The organism is Kitasatospora sp. NPDC007106, assembly GCF_040634455.1.
In the GTDB taxonomy this organism is placed as follows: Bacteria; Actinomycetota; Actinomycetes; order Streptomycetales; family Streptomycetaceae; genus Kitasatospora; species Kitasatospora arboriphila.
Genome location: NZ_JBEYFP010000449.1, coordinates 1 through 4862 on the forward strand (window position 1 = coordinate 1; position 4862 = coordinate 4862).

Annotated in this window: 4 protein-coding genes; all 4 read right to left on the bottom strand. The window is 74.0% G+C overall.

Features of this window, described 5'->3' with window-relative positions; genetic code table 11:
* Window positions 1-52: 52 nt before the first annotated feature.
* Window positions 53-547 (bottom strand): peptidylprolyl isomerase, encoded by a 495-nt coding sequence (locus tag ABZ641_RS25795; protein WP_344626057.1) that lies wholly within the window; start codon window positions 545-547, stop codon window positions 53-55.
* A 101-nt stretch (window positions 548-648) separates the two neighbouring features.
* Window positions 649-2037, bottom strand: coding sequence for an SDR family oxidoreductase (locus tag ABZ641_RS25800; RefSeq protein WP_359985342.1), 1389 nt, complete (start codon window positions 2035-2037; stop codon window positions 649-651).
* A 201-nt stretch (window positions 2038-2238) separates the two neighbouring features.
* Window positions 2239-3117 (bottom strand): hypothetical protein, encoded by an 879-nt coding sequence (locus ABZ641_RS25805; RefSeq protein WP_359985336.1) that lies wholly within the window; start codon window positions 3115-3117, stop codon window positions 2239-2241.
* A gap of 179 nt (window positions 3118-3296) precedes the next feature.
* Window positions 3297-4862, bottom strand: a 1566-nt coding sequence (locus tag ABZ641_RS25810; RefSeq protein WP_359985339.1) for a carbohydrate binding domain-containing protein, incomplete at its 5' end; no start/stop codon positions are given.

A 4862-nucleotide genomic window follows, 5' to 3' on the forward strand; every position in this document is an offset into this window, starting at 1 on the left:
CGCGCCGAGGCGGCGGGGGCGAACGGCGGGCCGGAGCGGGGCCCGGTGGGCCTTACTCGACGATGCCGGACTTGGCGATGGTGATCTTGGCCGAGGTGCGGCCGCTGTCCGAGCCCTTGGACTCGATGAGCTTGACGATGTCCAGGCCCTCGACGACCTCGCCGAAGACGACGTGCTTGCCGTCCAGCCAGCTGGTGACGACGGTGGTGATGAAGAACTGCGAGCCGTTGGTGTTGCGGCCGGCGTTCGCCATCGAGAGCAGGCCCGGGCGGTCGTGCTTCAGCTTGAAGTTCTCGTCCTCGAACTTCGCGCCGTAGATGCTCTTGCCACCGGTGCCGTTGTGGTTGGTGAAGTCACCACCCTGCAGCATGAAGTTCGGGATGACGCGGTGGAAGCCGGAGCCCTCGTAACCGAAGCCGTTCTGGCCGGTGGCGAGCTCGCGGAAGTTCTGAGCGGTCTTGGGGACGACATCGTCGTACAGCTTGAAGACGATGCGACCGGCCGGCTCATCGTTGATCGTGATGTCGAAGAAAACGTTCGAAGCCATGGGGGAATCATGGCACGGACCGGGGCCGGAGGCCGACAGCACCCGGTGTCGGCGCCCGCATCCGCCGGTCGGCGCCCCGTTCCGGCCCCTGCCCGGGCGTGTCACCAGGCGGCCTCCCGGTAGTCCTTGAGGAACACGCCCGACACCGGTGCGCCGGACTCGCCGCGGACGATCGGGTCGTAGATCCGGGCGGCGCCGTCGACGATGTCCAGCGGGGTGCGGAAGCCCGCGGCCGCCTTGCGGGCCTTGACCGGCGCGGGCGTCTCGTCGGTGATCCAGCCGGTGTCGACGGCGCACAGGTGGACGCCCTGCTTGGCGAGTTCCGCCGCACTGGTGCGGGTCAGCATGTTGAGCGCGGCCTTGGCCATGTTGGTGTGCGGATGGTCGGGCGTCTTGTTGCGGACGGCGAACCGGCCCTCCACGGCGGTGACGTTGACGATGTAACGGTTGCGGTGCGGCGAGGCGAGCAGCAGCGGCAGCAGCCGGTCGCAGAGCAGCGCCGGGGCGACCGCGTTGACCAGCTGGACCTCCAGCAGCTCCGCCGGGTCCAGCGAACCGAGCTTCGCCGACCAGGAGTTGTGATCCGAGGTGTCCGGCAGCAGCCCGGCCTCGTCGGCCCGCTGCGCCGGGATCGCCGGGAGCGGGCCCGGGCGGGCGGGTCCGCCGGCGGACTCCAGCTCGGCGGTGGGCCAGGCCGGGGCGAGCGCGGGCATCGGGCTGAAGCCCGGGGCGTGCAGCACGCGGGCCCCCTCCGGCAGCGCGGCCTGCTCGCCGGCGGTGAGCAGCGCGTACGCCTCCGGGGGCCGCCGTATGGTCTGCGCGGCGTTGTTGACCAGGATGTCCAGCGGCCGGCCCTCGGCGTGGAGCTGCTCGCAGAGGCCGAGGACCTGGCGCGGGTCGCGCAGGTCGATGCCGACCACCCGCAGCCGGTCGAACCAGTCGGCGCTGTCGGCGGCGGCGCGGAAGCGGCGCAGGGTGTCGCCGGGGAAGCGGCTGGTGACGGTGAGGTCGGCGCCGTCGCGGAGCATCATCAGGGCGAGCTGGAAGCCGATCTTCACCCGGCCGCCGGTGAGCAGGACGCGGCGCCCGCGCAGGTCGGTGCTCAGGGCGCGGCGAGCGGTGTTGTCGGCGGCGCAGCCCGGGCAGAGCCGGTGGTAGAACGCATCCATTTGTCGATACGAAGACTTGCAGACGTAGCAGTGGTGGGAGCGGGCCAGGTCGCCGATCGGCCCGGTGCGCTCCGGCAGGGCCAGCGGGGCGTCCTCGCGGCGGTCGGGGGCGCCGGTGGCGGTGCGGGCGACCAGCGCGCTGTCGGAGAGCCGGGCGGCGTCCAGGGCGTGCTGGCGGCGCCGGCGGCGGCCCTCGCGGATCATCTCGCTGGCGGTCTTCTCGGCCCGGACCCGGACGGGGTGGTCCGCGGGCAGCCGGCGCAGCCGCGTCACGGTGTGTTCCCAGGCCGCGAGATCATCCTCGGAAAGCTCGGTGGTCAGCGTTGGCACGGCCCCTCCGTTCGGGCTAGGTCGGCGGCCCGGCGGCGGTCGCGGGGCTCGCGGGAACACCGCCCGGGCCGCCGGCACTCCGGCCGCCCCGGCGGTGCTCGGAGCCTAGCGAGCACCTCTGTCAGCCCGGAATCGAATAACCGGCGGCGGAGGCCCGCGCACGGGCGGCCCGGCCCGGCGCCCCGCGCTCCGTCACCAGGTGGGCGCGGGAACGGTCATGATGCCGAGCGTGCCGCCGGCCGGGAAGAGCCCGGCCCGGACGACGGTGAGGAACAACGGGCCGAGCAGGCCGAGCAGCCGCTCGGTGCGCTCGGCGCCGAGGGCCTCCCACGGGGCGGCGGCGAGTTCGTCCGTGAGCCGTTCCACCTCGTTGCGGCCGGCCAGCCCCGCCTCCGTGGCACGGCCCCCGGCGTCCACCCAGCCGCGGGTGGCCAGCCGTTCGGCGGCGGCCGCCCACTCCTCGCCCGTCCAGCCGCGGCCGGCGAAGTCCGGTACGGCGACCGCCCCGGTGGCGGCGAGCGAGACCAGGGACTCGCACGGGTCCAGGCCCGCCGCCTGCAGGGCCGTGAGGTGGCCGTCGCCGCGGTGCTCGCGGAGCACGGTGGCGGCGTGCCAGATCGCCAGGTGCGGCTCCTCGGGCCAGCGGAGCGCGGCGTTGGCGGCGGCCAGCGGGCGGCCCGCCGTGACGGCGGACTCGGCGGCGGCGCGGGCGAGTTCGGCGGCCTCGCCGAGGTCGGGCAGGCCCGCTCCGTGGAGCAGGCCGCGGTAGAAGGCGTCCACCCCGCGCAGCCGGGCGGCGAGCACCTCCTCGGGCGTGGCCACCGACCAGGCTGCGGGCACGTGCTCGGCCACCACGGCGGGGCTGAAGCTGTAGCAGACCGCGGTGGCGAGTTCGGCACTGGCGGCGCCGAACGGGGCCGTCCGCCAGGCGAAGTAGCTGGGCCAGCGGGTGGCGGTGTCGTACCCGAGCGCCGCGGCCTCGGCGAACGCCTCGGGGGCGTAGTAGAGGACGGCGTGCAGCGGTTCGAGGTGGTGCCAGGCACGGCGCGGAAGGGCGCGGTCGAGCGGCATGCGCGAGGGTCTCCCTGGGTCGTGGTGCGGCCGGTGATCGAAAAGCGCAGCCCATGATGCACCAGGGATGTGAGGTGGCGTCAGGTGTCGGACGGCCGTGGAACGCCGGCGGCCCCGGCGGGCCGTGGAGGCTCCGCCGGGGCCGCCGGGCCCGGGAGGGGGAGTGGGGAGGGCCGGACTCAGCCCCGGTACTGCGCGAAGATCTTGGAGAACTCGTAGGGGCTCTGGCTGATGTTGGTGCACTTGTAGAGCGCGCCGGTGCACGCGTTGGCGTCCCGGCCCGTCTCCCAGAAGGACAGCATGCCGAGGTGGTGCTGCTGGGCGAAGGCCACCAACTGCCGTGCGTCGTCCTGGTTGTAGATGCCGTGGTCGTCGTTCTCGCCGAGCATCGGGGTGACGCCGGTCATCGCCCACAGCTGGGCGTCCGTCTTGGCCGGGTACAGGCCGGCGAGCTGGTCGCGGGTGGACTGGGCGGCCTGCACGGCGTCGGTGCCGTAGTCGGTGGCGGGCCGGTTGTAGTCCATCGCCATGACGTTCACCAGGTCGACGGCCACCCCGGCGTCGCGGGCCGCGCGGACCACGGAGACGCCCTCGGCGGTGAGGCCCTCGGGCAGCACCGGCAGGGTGAAGGAGACCTTCAGGCCCGGGTGCGCCTGCTGCAGCTTGGCGAGGGCGGCGCCGCGGCGGGCGTTGGCGGCGGTGTCGGGCACGGCCGCGCCCTCGATGTCGAAGTCGACGTAGGTGAGGCCGTAGGCCTTGACCACGGCGTCGTACTCGGCGAAGAGCGAGTCCACCGTCGAGCAGGCCTGGGCGAGTTCGGTGCCGGAGGCGCCGCCGAAGGAGACCTTGACGTCGCCGCCGGCCGCGCGGATCGCGTCGATCTGGTCCTTGCCCCAGCCGGTGCGCGGGTCGTAGGCGTTGAACCAGCTGGCCTTGCAGCCGACCGAGGTCACGAAGGCCAGGGTGAAGGACTTCAGGTTGCCGGCGCTCGCCATCGCGGTCAGCGACGGGGTCGGCCAGGCGCCCATGTCGACGTACGGGGCGACCGGGACGGCCACCGCGGGGCCGGTCGGCGTCGAGGTCGGGGTGGACGTCGGCGTCGGGGTGGGCGTCGGGGTGGGCGTGGCGGTGGGCGTCGGCGTGGTGGTGCCGGTCGGCGTCGGCGTCGGGGTGCCGCCGGGGCCGGAGAGGACGACGTCGTCGGCGAGGTAGGCGCCCTGGCCGTACCAGCCGTGCAGGTAGACCGTGACGCTGGTGGTGGCGGCGCCGGTGGTGAACGAGGTGCTCAGCTGCTGCCAGTTGCTGCCGCCGGGCGTCCAGGTGGCCGGGTCGGTGACGCCGTTGCCGGTGGCGCCGAGGTAGACGTACTGGCCCTGCACCCAGGCGGAGAGGCTGTAGGTGGTGTTCGGCTGCACGGAGACCGTCTGGGTGCACTGGGCGGTGTCGCTGTTGGAGGCCGCCCCGCGCAGCGCGTAGGTGCCGCTGTGCGCACCGGTGTTGACCACCGAGCCGGTACCGGCGGAGCAGGTCCAGGGGCTCGCCGAACCGCTCTCCAGGCCGGGGTTGGCGAGCAGGTTGGCGGCGGCCGCGTCGGCGCCGGAGGCGAGGACGGTCAGGCCGCCGGCGGCGAGGGCGGCCGCGCAGGCGGCGGCCGCGGCACAGCCGGGCGTCGACGAGCACGTCGGGACGCTTCTTGAAGACCTTCGTCCAGAGGCCGACCAGTTCGTCGTTGTGCTGCTGGGCGG